Source organism: Gordonia terrae, assembly GCF_001698225.1.
GTDB classification, from domain to species: Bacteria; Actinomycetota; Actinomycetes; order Mycobacteriales; family Mycobacteriaceae; genus Gordonia; species Gordonia terrae.
The window spans coordinates 3,147,501-3,166,745 of record NZ_CP016594.1; the positions used below are offsets into that span (position 1 = coordinate 3,147,501).

Annotated in this window: 20 protein-coding genes and 1 tRNA gene; 8 read left to right on the forward strand and 13 right to left on the reverse strand. The window is 68.4% G+C overall.

Going from position 1 to position 19,245, the window contains the following annotated elements; translation table 11 throughout:
* Window positions 1–274: 274 nt before the first annotated feature.
* The 7 genes from BCM27_RS14220 (at window position 275) to BCM27_RS14250 (ending at window position 7,217) form a co-directional block, all read left to right on the forward strand.
* The gene (locus BCM27_RS14220; RefSeq protein WP_004022199.1) at window positions 275–694 is read left to right on the forward strand and encodes a chorismate mutase family protein; all 420 of its coding nucleotides are present in this window, start codon (window positions 275–277) and stop codon (window positions 692–694) included.
* Between the two features lies 1 nt (window position 695).
* On the forward strand, window positions 696–2,825 hold the full coding sequence (gene pabB, locus BCM27_RS14225; RefSeq protein WP_004022200.1) for an aminodeoxychorismate synthase component I: 2,130 nt from the start codon (window positions 696–698) through the stop codon (window positions 2,823–2,825).
* Window positions 2,822–3,712 (forward strand): prephenate dehydrogenase dimerization domain-containing protein, encoded by an 891-nt coding sequence (locus tag BCM27_RS14230; RefSeq protein WP_004022201.1) that lies wholly within the window; start codon window positions 2,822–2,824, stop codon window positions 3,710–3,712. Before pabB ends, BCM27_RS14230 begins: the two co-directional genes overlap by 4 nt.
* Window positions 3,709–4,650 (forward strand): diiron oxygenase, encoded by a 942-nt coding sequence (locus tag BCM27_RS14235; protein ID WP_004022202.1) that lies wholly within the window; start codon window positions 3,709–3,711, stop codon window positions 4,648–4,650. The genes BCM27_RS14230 and BCM27_RS14235 overlap by 4 nt, the downstream gene beginning before the upstream one ends.
* 52 nt (window positions 4,651–4,702) lie before the next feature.
* Window positions 4,703–5,176, forward strand: coding sequence for a GNAT family N-acetyltransferase (locus BCM27_RS14240; RefSeq protein ID WP_033204959.1), 474 nt, complete (start codon window positions 4,703–4,705; stop codon window positions 5,174–5,176).
* Window positions 5,177–5,214: 38 nt separating this feature from the next.
* Window positions 5,215–6,303: an ATP-binding protein gene (locus tag BCM27_RS14245; protein WP_004022204.1), complete on the forward strand. Its 1,089-nt coding sequence runs from the start codon at window positions 5,215–5,217 to the stop codon at window positions 6,301–6,303.
* Window positions 6,304–6,485: 182 nt separating this feature from the next.
* On the forward strand, window positions 6,486–7,217 hold the full coding sequence (locus BCM27_RS14250) for a dienelactone hydrolase family protein (protein WP_004022205.1): 732 nt from the start codon (window positions 6,486–6,488) through the stop codon (window positions 7,215–7,217).
* A 15-nt stretch (window positions 7,218–7,232) separates the two neighbouring features.
* On the opposite strand, the gene BCM27_RS14255 is transcribed toward BCM27_RS14250, so the two are convergent.
* A complete protein-coding gene (locus tag BCM27_RS14255) occupies window positions 7,233–7,703 on the reverse strand; it encodes a DUF6389 family protein (RefSeq protein WP_033204914.1) in 471 nt (156 codons plus the stop codon).
* 57 nt (window positions 7,704–7,760) lie between these two features.
* Here BCM27_RS14255 and BCM27_RS14260 point away from each other — a divergent pair, with 57 nt between their 5' ends.
* Entirely contained in the window at window positions 7,761–8,300 is a 540-nt protein-coding gene (locus BCM27_RS14260; RefSeq protein ID WP_004022207.1) for a hypothetical protein, read from the forward strand.
* A gap of 76 nt (window positions 8,301–8,376) precedes the next feature.
* On the opposite strand, the gene BCM27_RS14265 is transcribed toward BCM27_RS14260, so the two are convergent.
* The 12 genes from BCM27_RS14265 to BCM27_RS14320 form a co-directional block, all read right to left on the reverse strand.
* Window positions 8,377–8,450, reverse strand: a tRNA-Pro gene (locus BCM27_RS14265).
* Window positions 8,451–8,600: 150 nt separating this feature from the next.
* Window positions 8,601–8,864: a GlsB/YeaQ/YmgE family stress response membrane protein gene (locus BCM27_RS14270; RefSeq protein WP_033204961.1), complete on the reverse strand. Its 264-nt coding sequence runs from the start codon at window positions 8,862–8,864 to the stop codon at window positions 8,601–8,603.
* Between the two features lie 50 nt (window positions 8,865–8,914).
* Entirely contained in the window at window positions 8,915–10,354 is a 1,440-nt protein-coding gene (der, locus tag BCM27_RS14275; RefSeq protein ID WP_004022209.1) for a ribosome biogenesis GTPase Der, read from the reverse strand.
* Complete coding sequence (gene cmk, locus BCM27_RS14280; protein WP_004022210.1) at window positions 10,351–11,064, reverse strand: (d)CMP kinase; 714 nt, start codon at window positions 11,062–11,064, stop codon at window positions 10,351–10,353. The genes der and cmk overlap by 4 nt, the downstream gene beginning before the upstream one ends.
* The gene (locus BCM27_RS14285) at window positions 11,061–11,996 is read right to left on the reverse strand and encodes a pseudouridine synthase (RefSeq protein ID WP_004022211.1); all 936 of its coding nucleotides are present in this window, start codon (window positions 11,994–11,996) and stop codon (window positions 11,061–11,063) included. Before BCM27_RS14285 ends, cmk begins: the two co-directional genes overlap by 4 nt.
* Window positions 11,997–12,002: 6 nt before the next feature.
* Complete coding sequence (scpB, locus tag BCM27_RS14290) at window positions 12,003–12,761, reverse strand: SMC-Scp complex subunit ScpB (RefSeq protein WP_004022212.1); 759 nt, start codon at window positions 12,759–12,761, stop codon at window positions 12,003–12,005.
* Window positions 12,758–13,636, reverse strand: coding sequence for a segregation and condensation protein A (locus BCM27_RS14295; RefSeq protein WP_004022213.1), 879 nt, complete (start codon window positions 13,634–13,636; stop codon window positions 12,758–12,760). Before BCM27_RS14295 ends, scpB begins: the two co-directional genes overlap by 4 nt.
* A complete protein-coding gene (locus BCM27_RS14300) occupies window positions 13,633–14,595 on the reverse strand; it encodes a ParA family protein (protein WP_004022214.1) in 963 nt (320 codons plus the stop codon). Before BCM27_RS14300 ends, BCM27_RS14295 begins: the two co-directional genes overlap by 4 nt.
* Before the next feature lie 210 nt (window positions 14,596–14,805).
* Window positions 14,806–15,726, reverse strand: a complete 921-nt coding sequence (gene xerD / locus BCM27_RS14305; protein WP_004022215.1) for a site-specific tyrosine recombinase XerD — start codon at window positions 15,724–15,726, stop codon at window positions 14,806–14,808.
* Window positions 15,723–16,358, reverse strand: coding sequence for an NUDIX domain-containing protein (locus BCM27_RS14310; protein WP_004022216.1), 636 nt, complete (start codon window positions 16,356–16,358; stop codon window positions 15,723–15,725). Before BCM27_RS14310 ends, xerD begins: the two co-directional genes overlap by 4 nt.
* A gap of 6 nt (window positions 16,359–16,364) precedes the next feature.
* Window positions 16,365–18,164, reverse strand: coding sequence for a CTP synthase (locus BCM27_RS14315; RefSeq protein WP_004022217.1), 1,800 nt, complete (start codon window positions 18,162–18,164; stop codon window positions 16,365–16,367).
* A 143-nt stretch (window positions 18,165–18,307) separates the two neighbouring features.
* Window positions 18,308–19,243 (reverse strand): copper transporter, encoded by a 936-nt coding sequence (locus BCM27_RS14320; RefSeq protein ID WP_004022218.1) that lies wholly within the window; start codon window positions 19,241–19,243, stop codon window positions 18,308–18,310.
* Window positions 19,244–19,245 lie beyond the last annotated feature (2 nt).

The window sequence follows — 19,245 nt, forward strand, 5'->3', positions numbered from 1 at the left end:
CGGCGGGAGCACCGCCCGGAAGGTCGGACTTGCCGCAATCGAACTGCCGCCCGGACAACGCATCTCGCCACGGTGACGTCCCGGTCGATGATGAATCGTGATCAGCTGGTGACGTCAACGCCTTCGAGATCTCGCAGTCGGTGCGACCATGGACCGAGTCGGGGTGTGGGTTCGTCGACGCGAGCCCGGGCGCAGGACCCACGGGGCGGCGCCGCATCTCGGGGCGGTTCAAGCCGGCGGGCCGCACATTCGGACACTTCTAGGTGGTCGCGCCGTGAACCAGACGACGAACATCGACGGGCGAGCGCTGGGTGAGAACGACCTCGGTGCACGCGAACTCGAAGCATTGCGAACGGAATTGGACGGGATCGACGATCGACTGCTCGACACCGTTCGTGCCCGGATCGAGGTGTGCACCCGCATCGCGCGACTCAAACGCCGGCATGCCATCGCGGTGATGCAGCCGGGTCGTGTCGGGGTCGTGCACGAACACGCCCACCGGTTCGCCGTCGAACACGACCTCTCCCCCGACTTCCTGCACGCCCTCTACGACCTGTTGATCGCCGAGACATGCCGCGTCGAGGACCTGATCGTGGCAACCGATTCGCGGCGGGCGATCAGCGATCCGGTGCCCGGCGCAGAGCCGGATCGTCACCCTGTCCGGCGCGCGGCCGCCGGGTCGAGCACGGACTGAGGTGGCCGCGGTGCGCACCCTGCTGATCGACAACTACGACTCGTTCACCTACAACCTGTTCGCACTGCTGACCGACGTCAACGGCCGGGAGCCGGTTGTCGTCGCCAATGACGTGCCGTGGACGTCGGTGGATCTGACGGCTTTCGACAATGTGGTGGTCTCCCCCGGCCCGGGCCGACCGGACTATGTCCGCGACTTCGGGATCAGCGCGCGGGCTCTGACCGACAGTGGGCTACCCGCGCTCGGGGTGTGTCTGGGGCACCAAGGTCTGTGCCACGTGTTCGGCAGTCCGGTGGTGGCGGCCCCGGAGCCGCGGCACGGGCGGGTCAGCGCCGTGCACCACGACGGCCGGGGCCTCTTCGCGGGGCTGCCGTCCCCGTTCCACGCGGTGCGATACCACTCACTGGCCGTGATGGACGTCCCCGACGACTTGGAGGAGCAGGCCTGGTCCGACGACGGCGTCCTGATGGCGGTGCGCCACCGGGATCTGCCGTTGTGGGGGGTGCAGTTCCATCCGGAGTCGATCTGCAGCGAATACGGCCGGGAACTGCTGGCGAACTTCGCCGCGGCAACGCCAGTGCGGGTGCACCGGCGGGGACGGGCAGCATCGAGGACGTCGCCGGCGACGACAAGCGTTTCGGCAGAGCGCATGCCGTCGCACATGCCGGTACACCGCTACCGCGTGCGGTCGGTGCGGGTCGACCGGGCGGTGGACGCGCAAGCGGTGTACGAGAGGTTGTTCGCCGACGGTCCGAACAGTTACTGGCTCGACGGTTCGGCGTCCGACGACGAGGACGGCAGGTTCTCGGTCATGGGCGACTGCTCGGGCCCGCTCGCCGAGTACGTGACCTACCGCGTGCCGGAAATGACCGTACGAGTGGAACATTCGGATGGCTCCGGCGAGGTGGTCCGCAGCACATTCTTCGACTATCTCGGCGCGCGACTGCGGGAGCGCTCGGTGGCACCGCGGTCGGACCTGCCGGGCGGGTTCGGTCTCGGCTACGTCGGCTATCTCGGCTACGAGCTCAAGGCGGACACCGGTGGACAGTTGGCGCACGCATCCGAGCAGGCCGACGCGGCACTGGTCTTCGCCGACCGCGCGGTCGTGATCGACCACGGGCGCGACTGCGCGTACGTTCTCGCACTGGAACCGGTCGACCGCTCGGAAACCGGCACGTCAGGCCCCGATACCGCGGCATGGTTGCATGCGACGGCGTCGACCATCCGGGAGTCACCGGTGCCACTGGCCGACCTGGCGTCGACCCCGCCGCTGGTCCCGGTGGCGCAGGAGGCGCCGATCGTGTTCCGGCACGACCATCAGACGTATCTGGGACTCGTCGAGGACTGTCTGGCGGAGATCCGGTCCGGGGAGTCCTACGAGGTGTGCCTGACCAACTCGGCGACGGTGCATCGCAGGCTCGACCCCGTGTCCGGGTATTCGTGTCTGCGCGAGATCAGCCCGATGCCGTACAGCGCGCTGCTGCAGTTCTCGGGGTTGTCGGTGCTCAGCGCGTCCCCCGAACGGTTCCTGAAGGTCGCCGCGGACCGCACGGTGGAATCGAAACCGATCAAGGGCACCCGGCCCCGATCGGCGGACCCCGTGGAGGACGAGCACTTGCGGTGCGATCTGCGAACGAGCGAGAAGGACCGGTCGGAGAACCTGATGATCGTCGACCTCGTCCGCAACGACCTGTCGCGGGTCTGCGAGCCGGGCTCGGTGCATGTGCCGTCCCTGTTCGACATCGAGACCTTCGCTCCGGTCCATCAGATGGTGTCGACGGTGCGTGGGACGTTGCGCGCGGGGTTGTCGGCTGTCGACTGCGTGCGGGCGGCATTCCCCGGCGGTTCGATGACGGGCGCGCCGAAGATCCGCACGATGGAGATCATCGACAAACTCGAGGCGGGTCCGCGTGGTGTCTACTCGGGCGCCATCGGCTACTTCTCGCTGACGGGTACCGCCGACCTGTCGATCGTGATCCGCACGATGGTCGCGACCGAGTCGGAGGTGACGTTCGGGGTCGGCGGGGCCATCGTCGCGCTGTCGGATCCGGACGAGGAATACGAGGAGACGATGGTCAAGGCCCTGACCATGCGTCGCTGCCTGTCCGTCGCCGCCGAGAGCAGTCCGTGACCGCGTCGACCGCCCCCGGTGTGCGGTCGGTGGTCGTGGCCGGCGGAGCGGGGGCGGTGGGCACCATGTTGGCCGACCGGTGGCGCGGTGACGGCGACAGGGTCCACGTCCTGGACGCCATCACAGGCGACGACATCCGGTCCCCGGGTCCGGAGGCGACCGCGCGGATGCGCGAGGCCGATGTCCTGGTTCTCGCGGTACCGGAGGACGTGGCGCTCGCCGCGGTGGGAACGGTGCGGTCCGTGCTGCGCCCGACGGCATTGCTGGTGGAGACGCTGTCGGTGAAGACGCGGTTCTCGGCGGCGCTGGCCGACGTCGAGCCCGGCGGGCCGACCGTCGGGGTGAATCCGATGTTCGCGCCGTCCCTCGGTCTGCCCGGGCGGGTGGTCGCGGTCGTCGTCCATCACCACGGACCCGGCGCGGACCGTCTGCTCGACGACCTGGCCCGGTGGGGTGCCCGGACGGAGGTCACCACCGCGGAGCGTCACGACCGGCTGTGCGCGTCGATCCAGGCGCTCACCCATGCGACGATCCTGTCGTTCGGGACAGCGCTCGCCGACCTGGGAGTCGACGCCGACGACACCGCGCTGCTGGCCACTCCCCCGTTCACGGCCATGTCGGCGATGCTGGCCCGGATCACCGGCGGGCCGCCGGAGGTGTACCGGGACATCCAGGAGTCGAATCCGTGTGCGCCGGCGGCTCGAGAGGCCTTGTCGCGGGCCGTCTCCCGGGTGTCGGCCGCCTGCGCCGACGGCACCGGCACAGGCACTCACGGCGACGCCGGCGAGTTCGCGGCACTGCTGGCCCGGGCCGGCGCCCCCCTGGGCACCCGCGCGAACGGATATGCCGCGCTGTGTGCCCGGTTGTTCGACGGACTGGTGCCGTGACCGGCGGACTGCCCGACCACGACGCCTCCGACCCGGTGGAGTCGGCGGTGATCCGCGGGCTCGTCCGCAGCTGGCCGCGGCGAGCGACGGTGCGGCGCACCGAGGCCGAACTCGACGGCCCGACGATGGACGATCTCTACGACGACACCCGATCCGACTTCCCCGAGACGATGCTCCCGTTCGCGGGGCATCCGAGCTGGGATCGTCTCGACGACGACGTCCGGTCGAGAGTTCTGGCCTGGAGTTGGATCGCGTACAACAAGACCGTCATCGACATCGAACAAGACGTGGTGACACCCGGTTTCGGACTGCTGTTCCGAGACGCGTTCGGCACCGGCTTCTCGGATGCCGGTCGAGCGGCCGTGGTGCAGTCGATGGTCGACGAGGAGTACCACACGCTGATGCACCTGAACGCGTCTGCACTGACCCGGCGACGGCGCGGCTGGGCGCTGCCGGACGCCGCGCTGCCGGCGTCGACGACGGTGCGGCGGCATCGGGAAGCGCTCGCGCGGGCGGAGTCGACACGAGACGCCGCGCTGACGACTCTCGCGTTCGCCACGGTCGCCGAGACGTCCATCGGTGACTATCTGACCCTGATCGCCGACGACCGGTCGATGCAGCCGGTCCATCAGGCGACCGTCGCCCTGCACCGCCGTGACGAGCGCGCACACGGCTCGGTCGCCGGCGAGATGATCGCCCTGGTCCACGACCGGCTGGACCCCGACGACCGGATCGTCTTGGCGCGGGCCCTGCGTGACGGTGTCGACGCGTTCACGGCCACCGACGGGGCGGTGTGGTCGGCGATCGTCGGCATCGAGCGGATCCCGGGCGGCGATGCGATGCTCTGCGATGTCGCCGCGGACCCCGGTCGCCGGCGAATCCTGCAGGACTGCAGCGCGGTCGACCGCCTGCTCACCCGGTTCGGCGGGGACGGCTGACCGACCACCGGAACGACTGCCCACCTACGGAGGCGCCGCTACGGTGGGACCCGTGAACGACCACAACAGTGCCCGGTTGGCGACGCCGGCAGATGCGCCGGCGATGGCCGACCTCCTCGATGCGTTCAATCGCGAGTACGACGAGCCGTCGCCAGGTCCGTCCGTACTGACTCGTCGACTACGCGAGCTGCTCTCGGGCACCACGACTTTCGCCATCGTCGCCGGCGACCCGGTCATCTCGATTGGGTTGGTGACCATCCGGACCAACGTGTGGGTCGACGGCGGCATCGCACTACTCGACGAGATGTACACCACCCCCGTCGAACGGAGCCGCGGACTCGGTGGCGCGGTCCTCACCGCGGCCGTCGCGGAGGCGGCACGGCGAGGCGCCGGCGAGTTCGAGATCGAGGTCGACGAACCCGACGTCGACGCGCATCGTTTCTATCGCAGGCACGGGTTTCCGGTCCGCGACCCCGCCACCGGCGACCGTGCTTTCGTGTTGCGAAAGGAGTTGACCGGCTCGTAAGTCCGATGGAAAGCCGCCCGTGCCAGTAAGGTACGGACGTGGTTCAGCTGACAGTGGGAAATCATCGCGACAACGCGACGACCGACGTCCTCCTCGCCGCCGAGAAGTTCAACCGCCACACCTTCTGGTGCGGCCAGAGCGGCTCCGGGAAGACCTACGCGCTCGGGGTGGTTCTCGAACAGCTGCTGCTCCGAACCCGACTCCCGTTGCTGATCCTCGATCCGAACGCGGATTTCACCCGGTTACCCGAGACACGGGGTACCGCGGATCCCACCGCCGCGGATGCGATCGCGGCATCCGACATCCGGGTCCTGCATTCGACGCGACGTGACGGACCGCAATTGCGGACGCGATTCCTGACCCTGCCCCTGGCCGCGAAGGCCGCGGTCCTGCAGCTGGATCCGATCGCCGACGCCGACGAGTACAACGTGCTGCTGCACGCCGACGCCACGCTCACCGAGACATCGGACCAGACCACCTATCTCGACGCGCTTCGCAGTTCCGCCGACCCCGGACATCAGCGGCTGGCCAAGCGTATCGAGAATCTGCAGGTCCTCGATTGGGCCCTGTGGGCGCGGGGTGACCTCGCGGCGACCGACGTCATCAACGAGCGACCCCAGGCGACCGTGCTCGACCTGGGTGGGTTCGCCCACCCGGCGGAACCGAAGGTCGCCGCTCTCAGTGTGCTCGAACACCTCTGGGCCCACCGCGACGAACGGCGCCCGATACTCATCGTGATCGACGAGGCCCACAACATCTGCCCACCGCAGGCCACCAGCGCGGTGGAGCAGGCGCTGATCGACCGGGTCGTGCAGATCGCCGCCGAGGGCCGCAAATTCGGCCTCTGGCTGCTGCTGTCGACCCAGCGGCCGACCAAGATCCACCCCAATGTCCTGTCCCAGTGCGACAACTTGTGCCTGATGCGGATGAACGCCCCACGCGATCTCGCCGAGTTGGCCGACACCTTCGGCTTCGTACCCGAACACCTCCTGGCGGAGTCGCCCGGGTTCCGCCAGGGTGAGGCACTCCTCGCCGGTGGGTTCATCACCGCGCCCACGTACACGCAGATGGGTGCCCGGATCACCGAGGAAGGCGGCGCCGACGTCGCGGTGCCGCTGACCGTCTAGCGTCGACGAGAATTCCTGCCTGGCAGCAGGTCGACCGCTGCTAATGTGTACACCGTCCGTGCGACTAACCGAGGAGGCGATACCCATGAACGATTCGATGTGGGCGCTCCCCTACGGAGTCACGGTCGGGCGATAGGTCGTCCGGGGCGCGCCGTAGAAGCGCACTCCCGAGAGGCACGACCATGCATTTCACCTCTGAGACCCACCTCGCCGACGGCGTCGTCGAACGGAATTTCGTCCTCGGCGGAATCCCGGGCATCCTATGGACTCCCGCGACGACCTCGTCACCCGTTCCGCTGATCTTGCTCGGACACCCCGGTGGTCTTCCACAGATGTATCCACGACTGGCGGCCCGGGCGCGGCGGGCCGTGACCGACGGCTTCGCCGCGGCGACCATCGAGACGCCCGGCGGTGGCGACCGACCGACATCGATAAAGGCCGAGCACGCCCGTGCCGACCTGCGTCGGACGCTACAGGCCGGCCATCAGGTCAGCGCCGACATCATCGACCGGCTCGTCCTGCCCCTGGTGGAGCAGTCGGTCCCGGAATGGCGGACGGCGATGGACCGGCTCCTCGAGCTGCCCGGCATCGATGGGCCGGTGGGCTATTCCGGGGGCGTCATCTCCGTCGGCGTCCGACTGGCCGTGACCGAACCCCGGATCGCGGCCGCCGTGCTGTTTGCGGGGAGCTTCATCCCGCGAACGATTCTCGACGAGGCCCAGCGCGTCACGGTCCCCCTGCACGTATTGCTGCAGTGGGACGACGAACACAACGACCGGCAGGCTGCACTGGATCTCTTCGACGCCTTCGGTTCGACGGAGAAGAGTCTGCACGCGAACATGGGTGGACACACCGGCGTCCCGGCGTACGCGGGTGAGGACGCCGCGGGGTTCTTCGTCCGGCATCTGGGTTGATTCGGGCGTCGAGCGTCAGACCGTGGAGCCGATTCCGTTCCCGTCGACGCTCGGCCCCACCGGCCGTGGGTCGAGTGTGCCTGCACCCGAACCGATTTCCCAGGCCAGTGGCCCACTGGGGATCAGCGTGTCGAGCCACGACGCCACGACATCGACGATCGTTTCCTCCAGGTCGTAGCGCGACCAACCCCGCGGTCGCGACGGCACCGCCGGTTCCCAGCCGAGTTCGCCCCATTCGACGCCGAACAGTCGTCTCTCGTCGTCGAACCGGCGGTCCAGTTCGAACGCGTCCGCACCCTCGAATCGCGCCCACACATCGAACGGACCCTCGGCGTCCTGGTCGACGAACAAGTCGATCGTCACCCCGTCGATCACCCCGGTGACGTCGGACGTCGCGCCGCCGAGGCGTTCCAACGTTGCTGCGACATCTGCGGATCGCGTCGCAAGGATGTGTGCCAGGCTGCATCGGTACTCGGCTGCGTCCACGCCACGAGCCTGAATGGGTAGCTCCCCTCGTTCACGGCGTGTCCTAGTCTCATCGTCATGGCGAACCTCGACGCCCTCCGTGTAGGCGGCGAACCCACTCGGATGCACATCGACTTCGCGGCACTCGATGGCTTTTCCTTCGACGACGGCGGCGGGTTCCCGCCGTCGTATCGTGACTTCATCCGCCACTCGGGATGGGCGCGCACCTTCGGTCTGTGGCTCGTATACCCGCCGGTCTTGCCCGGTTTCGCAGACGGATTCGTCGGGCGCGGAGGGCAACTCACCCGCGCGTTCCGGGCCGCGTATCGAGACGGGCAGGATGAGGATTTCGATTGGATGATCGAGCCCCACGGCAGCTGGGAACTCGTCGCGTCGCTGACAGTCTTCGGCTGGAGCGAGAACGGCGACGCACTTCTCTGGGACACCACGGCGCGCGACGCTCACGGCGAGTTCCCGGTCTGGGAATCCCTGCACATGGATACGCTGCATCGACGCGGAACGAATCTGGCCGAGGTTCTCGATGGTCTGCGCAGCCGGGCCGGCGCGCTCGCTGACGACGTCGTCGACATCCAACCGCTCCCGCCGACTCGGGCCTGACCGTGACGAGTGCAATCGCAGTGCAGTCGGCGAACAGAACAAAACCCTGATGAGCAATGCTCATCAGGGTCTTCTGTCGGGCTGACAGGATTTGAACCTGCGACCACTTGACCCCCAGTCAAGTGCGCTACCAAACTGCGCCACAGCCCGTTGCTCCCTGGAGAAGCGGAGCGAGGTAAAGCCTAGCCGACGAGCACGGTCCCGAACCAATCGCCTGGTCAGGCCTCATTTCGGGCCGGTGGCCAGATGTAGTGTGTCGTTGCTTCTACCGCTACGAAGCGCTACATCTGACACCGGCTGCTAGACCGCCGAACGCTTCTTGAACCAGATCCACCCGGCGGTCACCAGGACCGCGCCCACGAGGGAGCCGATGATGCCGCTGGGGCGGAGTTCGAGTCCGTCGCCGGAGAGCAGACTGATGAGCAGTCCACCGACGAAGGAGCCAACGAGTCCGGCGACCAGGGCGAGACCCCAGTCGACGGTGCGCAGGTTCTTGCCGCCGAGGAGGATCTGCGCGAGGGCGCCGATGACCATGCCGAATACGATGATTGCCAGGATGAGCACGAGACGCAGTATCTCACAGCGGGTGTCGTGCGCCACAGACAGACCGCAGTTCAGCGCTTTCGGCGTTGCTCCCGCTTGTCGCGGACACGGACGTTGACCCGGACCGGCGAACCGTCGAAGTTGAATTCCTCACGCAGCCGCCGCTCGAGGAAGCGGCGATAGCCCGCCTCGAGGAAACCGGTGGTGAACAGCACGAAGGTCGGCGGCCGGACCGAGGCCTGAGTCGCGAACATCACGCGCGGCTGTCGGCCACCGCGCAGCGGCGGCGGGTTGGCGGCGATGACGTCCTTGAGCCAGTTGTTCAGCGGGCCGGTCGAGATGCGCTTGTCCCACGAGTCGAGCGCGGATTCCAACGCGGGCACCAGCTTCTGGACGGCCCGGCCGGTCGACGCCGAGATGTTGACCCGGCGCGCCCACGGCACGCGTGCCAGCTCGCGATCGATCTCCTTGTCCAACTGGTACCGACGATCCTCGTCGACGAGATCCCACTTGTTGAACGCGATCACGAGCGCCCGCCCGCTCTCGATGATGAGCGACAGCACCCGCAGGTCCTGTTCGGTGATCGGTTCCGACGCGTCGATCAGCAGGATCGCCACCTCGGCCGCGTCGAGCGCCGACCGCGTCCGCAGTGACGCGTAGTACTCGTGTCCGCTCGCGGTCCGCACCTTGCGTCGCAGACCCGCGGTGTCGACGAAGTTCCACGTCCTGCCGCCGAGTTCGACGAGCTCGTCGACCGGGTCGACGGTCGTCCCGGCGACGTTGTCGACCACCGACCGCTCGGTGCCGGTGAGCTTGTTCAGCAGCGAACTCTTGCCGACGTTCGGCTTGCCCACGAGCGCGACGCGACGGGGACCACCGAGAGTTGGTGCCTCCCGCGGGGTCTCGGGCAGCTTGTCCAGGATGATGTCGAGCAGATCGCCGGCCCCGCGGCCGTGTGCCGCCGACACGGGATACGGCTCGCCGAGCCCCAGCGACCACAGGGACGCGGTGTCGGACTCGAGACGTTCGCTGTCGACCTTGTTGGCACACAGGATGACCGGGGTCTTCGACCGCCGCAGGACCCGCGCGACGGCCTCGTCGGTCGCGGTCGCACCGACCGTGGCGTCGACCACGACGACGATCGCGTCGGCGGTGCGCATCGCCAGCTCGGCCTGCGCGGCGACGGCCTGCTGCAGCCCCTTCGCGTCGGGCTCCCAGCCACCGGTGTCGACGACGGTGAAGCGGCGACCCGACCACGACGCCGCGTACGACACGCGGTCACGGGTCACGCCCGGGATGTCCTCGACCACGGCTTCCCGACGGCCCAGGATGCGGTTGACGAGCGTCGACTTGCCCACGTTGGGTCGTCCGACGATCGCCACCACCGGCATGTGTTCGACGCCGGAGGCGTCGTCGGCGCCCCCGACATCGGTCAGCTGCCAGTCGGATTCGTCCGACCACGTGCCGTCACCGGGCAGCGCGGTGAGATCGTCCGAGTAGTTGTCGCTCACCGTTCCACAGCTCCGATCCGGGTCGTCACGAGGCCGCTCAGTTCCTCGAGCACCTCGTCGAGGGTCTTGTCACTGGTGTCGACGACGGTCGCGTCATCGGCCGCGCGCAGCGGCGAGACCTTGCGCGTCGAGTCGAGATGGTCGCGCCGGTTCACACTCGCCAGCACCGCGTCGTAGTCGCTGTCGCGTCCGCCGGCCAGATTCTGCTTGTGCCGCCGCTCGGCGCGCGCCTCGGGCGTCGCGGTCAAGAAGATCTTGACGTCGGCGTCGGGGAACACCACGGTGCCGATGTCGCGGCCCTCGACGACCACGAACCGGCCCTGCGCGTTCTGCTGTTGCAGCGCAACCAGTTTCGTGCGCACCTCGGCGACCGCCGAGACGGCCGACACGGCGCTCGTGACGTGGTCGGTCCGGATCGGACCGGACACGTCGCGGCCGTCGAGGAAGACCTTGGCGCCGTCTCCGTCCGGGACCAACTCGATGTCGACGCCGGCCACCACACGGGCGATTCCGGCCGGATCATCCAGCGCCACACCGGCATCGAGAACGGCGAGCGTCACCGCCCGATACATGGCGCCGGTGTCGAGGTAGCTGGCCCCGACCTTCGCCGCGAGCAGTTTCGACACCGACGACTTCCCGGTGCCCGCCGGGCCGTCGATGGCGACGACGTGCGTGGTCCCGCCTGCGGACTCCGACGTGCCGTCGCTCACAGGCCGACCGCCCTGTACAACCCACCGACCTCGTCGCTGCCCAGAACACGGAGACTGCCCGGGCGCTGTTCGCCGAGTGCCACCGAACCGACGTGTGTGCGAACCAGTTTGACGACGGGGTAGCCGACCTCGTCCATCATCCGGCGGACCACCCGGTTGCGGCCCTCGTGCAGCGTGATCCGCACCAGCGACTGCCCCTCGTGGACCTCGATCACGGTGAACCTGTCGACCAGGACGGGACCGTCTTCGAGGTCGACACCCTCCCGCATGCGTCGCGCGATACCGCGCGGCACCTCCCCCTTGAGGGTCGCCAGATATGTCTTGGGCACCTCGAACGACGGATGCATCAATCGGTGCGCGAGTTCGCCGTCGTTGGTCAGCAGCAGCAGACCCTCGGTGTCGGCGTCGAGACGGCCGACGTGGAACAGTCGCTGCCCCGCCATGACCCGCTCGGCGACGACATCACCGACGCAGGGACGACCCTGATCGTCCGACATGGTCGACTGCCAGCCCTTGGGCTTGTTGAACGCCAGGTACTGACGGGTCTCGTCCATGATCACGCGTGCACCGTCGACGCGGATGATGGCGGTGTTCGGATCGATCCGCAGACCCTGCTCGGTGACGATCTCACCGTCGACCTCGACACGACCGGCGGCGATCAGTTCTTCGGCACCGCGTCGCGACGCCACGCCGGCCTGGGCGAGCACCTTTTGCAACCGAACGCCGTCCTCGACGTAATTGGCTCCGGCGCCCTGGTTCTCATCGGCGGGCGTCTGGTGGCGCGCCGGCCGTGCGTTGTTGAGCCGGATCTTGCCCACTTCGGCGTTCGGCTTCGACGACCCCTTGCGGTGGGTCTTCTTGGTTCGCGGCTGTTGTGCGGGCGCGCCCTTGCGGCGTTGTCCCGGTGAGCCATCTCGGCCAGCGGATGCCATGTTCTCTCAGTCCTGTGAGTCGGTGGTGGTGCCACCGTCGATGATCAGTTCCTTCGAGTCTGACGGTTGAGAGGACAGTTTGGCGAATCGGGGATCCGACAGCAGTTCCTCGTCGAGGTCGTCGATGAGGTCGACGTCGGGCAGCAGCGGCGCCAGATCGGGCAGTTCGGCCAGGGATGCCAGGCCGAGACGTTCCAGGAACAACTCGGTGGTGGCATAGGTCGTCGCGTTCGTGGTCGGTTCGGTGCCGACCTCGTTGATCAGTCCACGGGCGACGAGCGTGCGGATCACGCCGTCGACGTTCACGCCGCGGATGGCGCTCACGCGGGCTCGGGTGACCGGTTGCCGGTAGGCGATGACCGCGAGGGTCTCGAGGGCCGCCCGGGTGAGCTTCGACCGTGCCCCGTCGAGCAGCAACCGCTCGACGTAAGGGGCGTACTCCGCGCGGGTGTAGTAGCGCCAGCCGTCGCCGGCGAAGCGCAGATCGAAACCGCTCCCCGACGCGGTGAGCTCCGACGACATGGCGTTGAGCATCTCCCGGACCCGCGTGCGGTCCTGGTCGACCGCGTTCGCGAGTTCGTCGGTGGTCACCGGGGTGTCCACGACGAGCAGCACCGCCTCCAGCGCCGAGCGCAACCGATCGTCGTCGAGGTACTCCCCGTCGCCGTGGAGCTCGGTCTGCTCGGGTTCGTCCGGACCCGGGTCCTCCCCGCCGGCCGTCCTGGTCGGGTCGAGGATCTCGACCTCGGGAACCTGGTCTGTCATCCGTAATCCTCTGACTTGTCGATGCGCAGGTCATCGGCGCCGCGTTCGCCCGTCCACATCACCGCGAGTTCCTCGAGCGCCACGGGCTGTTCGAAGGCGACGGCCCGCTCGCGGAACAGCTCGAGCAGCCCGAGGAAGCTGCCGACGATCTCCAGCCCGTTCGCACAATCCGCGGTCAGTTCACGAAAACTCAGCCAGGTCCCCGAGGCCGCGCTGAGCAGCGAGGCCATCCGACGCGCCTGGCCCGGGACGGACACCTTCTGCACGTCGTGGAGGTGGTCCAGGCCGACGGTCGGCACCGGACGGGGCGTCAGCCCCGCAGCGGCGACCTGGGCGAAGCCGTCGGCGTCGACGCCGAGGGTCACCTCGGGCAGCAGATCCTCGAACCGTTTCTCCAGCGACACCGCGCGTGGATAGCGCTGCAGGGCGGCGGCCTCGAGTTCGCCGAACAGCGCGGCCACCTGCTTGTATGCGCGGTACTGCAGGAGCCGGGCGAACAACAGATCCCGCGCCTCGAGCAGAGCCAGATCCTCGGGGTCGTCGACCTCTCCGGACGGCAGCAGGCGGGCCGCCTTGAGATCCAGGAGCGTCGCGGCGACGACGAGGAACTCGGTCGTCTGGTCCAGGCCCATCTCCGGACCGAGTTCGCGCGTGTAGGCGATGAAGTCGTCGGTGACCTCGTGCAGCGCCACCTCGGTCACATCGAGACGGTGTTGCGAGATCAGGTTCAGCAAGAGGTCGAACGGGCCCTCGAAGTTGCGCAGTTTGACCCGGAAGCCGGGCTCCTGGGCGACGTCGGTCGAGTCCTCCCCCGCCGGTGCGTCGAGGTCGGGGGTCGCGGCGTCGGGCGGCGCCTGATCCGTGCCGAGCGTCATGCGCCTTTGACGTTGCGGGCGATGACCTCGCGCGCGAGCGCCCGATAGGCCTTCGCGCCGGCCGACCTCGGCGCCCAGGAGGTGATCGGCTCGCCGGCCACGCTGGTCTCCGGAAAACGGACGGTTCGAGCGATGACGGTGTCGTAGACCGCGTCGCCGAACACCTCGACGACGCGGGCCATCACCTCGCGCGAGTGCAGCGTACGGGCGTCGAACATGGTGACCAGGATGCCGCCGAGGTCGAGGCGCGGGTTGAGACGGTCGCGCACCTTGTTGATCGTGTCGGTGAGCAGCGCCAGACCGCGGAGGCTGAAGTACTCACATTCCATCGGGATGAGCACGGTGTCGGCGCAGGCCAGCGCGTTGACGGTGAGCAGACCGAGCGACGGCTGGCAATCGATGAGGACCACGTCGTAGCGATCGAGCACGGGATGCAGCGCCCGGCCGAGCGATTGCTCGCGACCCACCTCGGTGACCAGCTGGATCTCCGCGGCGGACAGGTCGATGTTGCTGGGCAGCAGGTCGAGGCCGTCGACGCGGGTCCGCATGAGGACCTCGTCGGTCGCCACCTGCGGCGGCACGAGCAGGTTGTAGACGGTCTGCTCCAGTTCGTGATGCGGCACACCGAGACCCGCGGACAGGGCTCCCTGCGGATCGAGGTCGACGAGCAGCACCCGACGACCGTATTCGGCAAGGGCTGCACCGAGATTGATGGTCGACGTCGTCTTGCCCACGCCGCCCTTCTGGTTGCAGACCGCGATCACCGTGGCGGGTCCGTGACGGTCGAGCAGAGCCGGCTCGGGGACGTCGCGATACGGCCGACCGGTGGGGCCGATCTCATCGGCGTCCCCAGAAGGGTGTGCAGAGTCGGCTTCCTCGGTGTCGTTACCGGGCGACACCTGGATGCTGTACTGATCTCCCGGACGGGCGCCAGACCGCGGTGCGCTCGGAGTGGTCACGTGTCCGCCGCTCCCTTCGCTGTTCGATGCCGCTTCTATTCGATGCCGCTGCTGTTCGATGCCGCTGCTGTTCGATGCCGCTGCTGTCTTGCCGATGTCGCCACTGTTCGGTGGTGCGGCCGGTCCGCCCGTCGGCGGCCGAACCTCGTATCAGCCTAGGACACCCGCCCGGTCATTCCGGCGTCGGCGCGCCCGAGGCCATCCGAGGGGTCAGCGCGCTCTCGGATGTGCGACGGCATAGACCTCGCGCATCGTGTTCACCGTCACCAGCGTGTACACCTGCGTGGTGGTGACCGAGGCATGTCCCAGGAGTTCTTGCACGACGCGGACGTCGGCACCACCGTCGAGGAGGTGGGTCGCGAAGCTGTGCCGCAGCGTGTGCGGCGAGACCGCCTTGTCGAGTCCGGCGCGTTCGGCCGCGGTGACGAGCACCTGCCAGGCGCTCTGCCGGGACAGCCGTCCGCCGCGCGCGTTGAGGAACAGTGCGGGCGTCGCCCGGGACACCAGCGCGGGCCGCCCACGAACGAGATACGCCTCGAGTGCGTCGACGGCGGGTCCGCCGAGCGGGACCAGGCGCTCCTTCCCACCCTTGCCCCGAAGGCGAACTGCGCGCATGTCGTCGAGATCGAGATCGTCGACGTCCAGCGAGGTGGCCTCGGAGATCCGCGCCCCGCAGCTGTAGAGGAACTCCAGCAGCGCGCGGTCGCGCAGACCACGTGGGTGGTCGTCGGCACCCGCGGCGTCGAGGATCGCGAGCACCTCGTCCACCGGCAGCGACTTCGGCAGCCGGCGTGCGGCACGAGGCGGCCGGACATCATGTGCGACGTCGGTCGCGACGATCCCCTCGTCCATCGCGAACTTGTGAAAGCGCCTGGTGGCGACCAGGGTTCGCGCGATCGAACTGTCGGCGAGCGGCGCGAACCCGGCGTCGGTGTCACCGCGCCGCAACTCCACGAGGAACTCGCGGATGTCTTCCTCGGCCACCGCGTCGAGTGCGGAGATCCCCCGGCGGTCGAGGTACCGCCGGTACCGCTCGAGGTCGCGCCGATAGGACGAGACCGTGTTGGCCGCCGCACCCCGCTCCACAGTCAGATGGTCGAGGTATCGCGAGATGTCGGCGGCCAGGGTCACGACCGGCGGCCCCGATCGTCGGCCCGACGGTTGCGCAGCGCGGTCGGCTCGTCCGGCCACGGTGCGTCGACGTCGCGCAGGCCGGTCGTGGAATCCCGGGCGGCCGCCGCGGCCAGGATCCCGGCGACGCTGGTCGCGTTGACGATCTCCCCCGCGAACACCTGGGCGACCGCGTCGTCGAGCGGCACCCATTCGACCGACATGTCGGCCTCTTCGTCGATGCGTTCGGCCGCGTCGAGATGGTGCAAGCCCTCGGCGAGGTACAGCCGCAACGCCTCGTCGGTGAAACCGGGTGAGAGCGCGAGGTCGACGAGGACGTGCCACGAGTCGGCGGCGAGGTCGGTCTCTTCGGCCAACTCGCGCTTGGCGGCGGCCAACGGCTCCTCGTCGGCCTGGTCGAGGAGCCCGGCGGGCAACTCGAGCAGACGGTGGCCGAGGGGATGGCGGTACTGCCGCACCATCGCCACGCGACCTGCGTCGTCGCGCGCCAGGATCGCGACCGCCCCGAAATGCTCGACGACCTCACGTTCGGCGACGCGCCCACCGGGCATCTCGACATCGTCGACCCGCAGGGTGATGATCGCGCCGTCGTAGACGGTGCGGCTGTCCTTGACCTCGAAGTCGTGGCCCAAAACGGGTCAGCTCCGGCCGGCCGAGTCGTCGAGCGCCGTCTCGCCGAGGCCGGCCACCGGCTCCACCGTGACCGCGTTGACGGCAGCCACCGCATCCGCGGGGGCATCATTCGACTCGTAGTCGTCACCCAGGTCGACCGGGAGGCGCTCGGCAGCCTTGTACTTCAACGCCGCCTCGATGAACGACCGGAACAGCGGGTGCGGCCGGGTCGGCCGGCTCTTCAGCTCCGGATGTGCTTGAGTGGCAACGAGATACGGATGGACCGACTTGGGGTACTCGACGAATTCGACGAGATGCCCGTCGGGTGAGGTGCCAGAGAAGACAAGTCCGGAATCGGCGATCTTGTCGCGGTAGGCGTTGTTGACCTCGAAGCGGTGGCGATGACGCTCGGACACCTCGCGCGTCCCGTACGCCTCGGCGACGACCGAACCGGCCTTCAGCACGGCGTCGTAGGCACCGAGTCGCATGGTGCCGCCGAGGTCGGCGTCGCCGGCCACGGCGTCGGCCTGATCGGCCATGGTCGAGATCACCGGGTGCGGTGTGTCCGGGTCGAACTCGGTGGAACTCGCCTCGTCGAGCCCGACCGACCGGGCGGCCTCGATGACCACGCACTGCAGTCCGAGACACAGGCCGAGCAGCGGGATCCCGCGCCGGCGCGCGTACGAGATGGCCCCGACCTTCCCCTCGATGCCACGGATGCCGAAGCCGCCGGGGATCAGGATCGCGTCCACGTCGCCGAGGGCGGCCTGTGCACCTGCCGGAGTGGCGCATTCGTCCGACGGCACCCACTTGATCTCGGTACGCGCCTTCCAGGCGAAGCCACCGGCCCGGATCGCCTCGGTCACCGACAGATAGGCGTCGGGCAGGTCGACGTACTTGCCGACCAGTGCGACGCGGACGGTCTCCCGCGGCTCGTGCACGCGGCGCAGGAGCTCGCCCCACACCGTCCAGTCGACGTCACGGAACGGCAGTCCGAGCTTGCGGACCACGTAGGCATCGAGATGCTCGCTGTGGAGCACCTTCGGGATGTCGTAGATCGAGGGGGCGTCGGGAGTGGAGATCACGCCGTCGAGTTCGACGTCACACATGAGCGCGATCTTCTTCTTGAGTCCCTCGGGCACGTCGCGGTCACAGCGCAGGATGAGCGCGTCGGGCTGAATACCGACGTTGCGCAGTGCGGCGACGGAGTGCTGGGTCGGTTTGGTCTTCAGCTCACCCGACGGCGCGAGGTAGGGCACGAGCGAGACGTGCAGGAAGAAGACGTTGTCCCGACCGACGTCGTGGCGCACCTGACGCGCGGCCTCGATGAACGGCAGCGACTCGATGTCGCCCACCGTGCCACCGATCTCGGTGATCACCACGTCCGGTACCTCGCCGTCGGCGTCCGGCTCGCCCATGGCCAGCACGCGCGCCTTGAGTTCGTCGGTGATGTGCGGGATGACCTGGACGGTCTCGCCGAGGTACTCGCCGCGGCGTTCCTTGGCGATCACCGTCGAATACACCTGTCCGGTGGTCACATTCGCCGACTGCGAGAGGTTCCGGTCGAGGAAGCGTTCGTAGTGTCCCACGTCGAGGTCGGTCTCGGCGCCGTCCTCGGTGACGAACACCTCTCCGTGCTGGAACGGATTCATGGTGCCCGGATCGACGTTCAGATACGGATCGAGTTTCTGCATGGTGACCCGGAGGCCCCGTGAGGTGAGTAGCTGACCCAGGCTAGAAGCCGTGAGGCCCTTGCCCAGTGAAGAAGCAACGCCACCGGTCACAAAGATGTGCTTGGTGTCATGTACATGGCGAAGTGGTCGCAAAAGAAGTGTCTCCCGTCGGCCGAATCGGGGCCGATGCCCTGATTACCTACGGGACTCCAGGGTAACACCACCGGCGCCCGACGCCGCACCGCCACACCGGAGGCGGGCGTGGCGGTACTGACGTTCGAGGCGGCGAGCCCGGCCTAGGCGGCGGGTCGACCGTCGGCGCCGACGGTGATCGCGGTCGCCCCGGCCCCGGTGCCGTAGGAACCGGTCGTGCCGTCGACCTCGGCGGTGAGCGCGAGAATCGTCGTGATGAGGCCGGTCGGCTGGTCGATGTTGTCGACCGTCGACACGGCGTTGGCCAGCGACGGATCCGAGCGGACGATGGCGATCGGAGATCCGCCCGACGCCGAACCCGTGCGTCCGACAAGCACACCGCCGACGCCGCGTGCCGCCATCGCGGCGGCGAACCGACCGACGAGCGCGCCCTGCGCGCCCGAGTCCGGGCCGAACTCGTCGCCGGTGACCACGACGACCAGATCGGTCGGGGTGATGGCATTGTCGGCGTAATCGATGAACCCGCCGTCGCGCAGCGTGCCGAGACCCGTCCGACGATCACCGGACGACGCCGGACGCGCCGTCTCGTTGGACAGTACGAGGGCGCCCAGGAGGTCACCCACCCGTCCGCCGGAATCGGTCAGTTCGGCGCGGAGCATCGTGCCCGGCGGGATCGTCTGGTCGACGATCGTCCGCAGCTCCTCGGACTTGCCGTCGGTGAGCAACGCGTCGGTCAGGGCGAGTTGCCCACCGAAGCGGGCCCCCGCACCCGAGATCGACTCCTTGACCGCATCGACATCGGCCTCCGCCGCGTTGGGCGCGGTCACCACCAACACGGACTGCCCCTTCAGCTTGTCCGCGATGAGTCGCGGCGCGATCGCATGGTCGAAGCTGTTGGAGGCGTTGAGCTTTGCATTGAGGTCGTCGCGCTCGTTCTCCAGATCGCCGATGCGGTCGCGACTCGTGCCGGTCATCGAGTTGACACGGTCACCGACGAAACCCGACCCGAGAAAGAGTCCCAGTGCGAGCGCGAGGAAGACCGCGACCAGCGAGATCGCGTGCTGTCGTAGCGAGATCATCG

What these genes read in the sequence shown, in the direction of transcription:
- BCM27_RS14250 (WP_004022205.1), top strand. Translation starts at nt 6,486, where the DNA reads ATGCATTTCACCTCTGAGACCCACCTCGCCGACGGCGTCGTCGAACGG.
- BCM27_RS14260 (WP_004022207.1), top strand. Translation starts at nt 7,761, where the DNA reads ATGGCGAACCTCGACGCCCTCCGTGTAGGCGGCGAACCCACTCGGATG.
- BCM27_RS14285 (WP_004022211.1), bottom strand. Translation starts at nt 11,996, where the DNA reads ATGGCATCCGCTGGCCGAGATGGCTCACCGGGACAACGCCGCAAGGGC.
- scpB (WP_004022212.1), bottom strand. Translation starts at nt 12,761, where the DNA reads ATGACAGACCAGGTTCCCGAGGTCGAGATCCTCGACCCGACCAGGACG.
- BCM27_RS14295 (WP_004022213.1), bottom strand. Translation starts at nt 13,636, where the DNA reads ATGACGCTCGGCACGGATCAGGCGCCGCCCGACGCCGCGACCCCCGAC.
- BCM27_RS14320 (WP_004022218.1), bottom strand. Translation starts at nt 19,243, where the DNA reads ATGATCTCGCTACGACAGCACGCGATCTCGCTGGTCGCGGTCTTCCTC.